Origin of the sequence: Vibrio sp. 10N.261.54.A5, from assembly GCF_041471145.1 — a bacterium.
Lineage (GTDB): Bacteria > Pseudomonadota > Gammaproteobacteria > Enterobacterales > Vibrionaceae > Vibrio > Vibrio crassostreae_C.
Genome location: NZ_JBFRNU010000113.1, coordinates 1 through 373, shown reverse-complemented (window position 1 = coordinate 373; position 373 = coordinate 1). Strand labels below are relative to the sequence as shown.

The 373-nt window shown below is 48.0% G+C and carries 1 protein-coding gene; it reads right to left on the bottom strand.

What is annotated here, in order from left to right; all coding sequences use genetic code 11:
- Nucleotides 1-373: cadherin-like domain-containing protein (locus AB4329_RS22335; protein WP_372139311.1), on the bottom strand; the 373-nt coding region annotated here is incomplete at both ends.

The following is a 373-nucleotide window of genomic DNA, read 5'->3' as shown; positions in this document are numbered from 1 at the left end:
GCGTTCCATCTTCTTCAACACTGAACTGTTGATCTTGAGGTACTGGCAAATCATTTACTGGGTTAACGGTTAGGTCTGCAGAAGCTTGAACCGTATTGGTGCCATCAGAGATATCGAAGCTGATATCGATGTCACCATTGAAGTTCTCATCTGGCGTGATGGTGAAGCTGCCGTCATCATTAGCTACAACCGTCGCATCTCCACCAACCGTTAGGCCGCTAGCAGTAAGGTCATCGCCCTCTACGTCAGATGCTTGTGATAGCAATTGCTCTTGGCTTAAACGGATAGAACCGTCTTCATCGATTGAGTACGCTAGGTCACCAGACACTGGCGCATCATCAACGGCAGTTACACTCACATCGATGTTTGCAGA